Genomic DNA, 459 nt, shown 5'->3' with positions numbered 1-459 from the left:
TTCTCCACAGAGCGGCGGGATCGTCCATACCCATTCTCGCCACGCGACGATCTGGTCGCAGGCGGGTCTGGATCTCCCGGCATGGGGCACCACGCATGCCGATGATTTCTATGGTTCTATTCCGTGTACCCGTCTGATGACCGCTGAAGAGATCAACGGCGAATATGAATATCAAGCCGGAGAGGTGATCATTCAGACCTTCGAGCAACGCGATCTCAATCCGCTGCAGGTTCCGGCGGTATTGGTGCACTCCCACGGACCGTTCGCCTGAGGGAGAGACGCGGCAGACGCGGTGCATAACGCCGTGGTGCTCGAAGAGTGCGCGTACATGGGGTTGTTCTCTCGCCAGTTAGCCCCGCAGTTGCCGGATATGCAGTCTGAGTTGCTGGATAAACATTATCTGCGCAGACCCGGGGCAAATGCGTATTACGGGAAATAACGGGTCAGGCGCTATTGATA

The 459-nt window shown here is 57.1% G+C and carries 1 pseudogene; it reads left to right on the top strand.

From position 1 onward, the window contains the following. Positions 1–439 (top strand): annotated as a pseudogene (locus ACU8YC_RS27180) (class II aldolase/adducin family protein); the annotation flags it as partial. Between the last annotated feature and the right edge of the window lie 20 nt (positions 440–459).

The organism is Citrobacter sp. VF227, from assembly GCF_052950715.1.
Note: the sequence above shows the minus strand (reverse complement) of the source record. Positions and strands in the feature narration are given on the sequence as shown.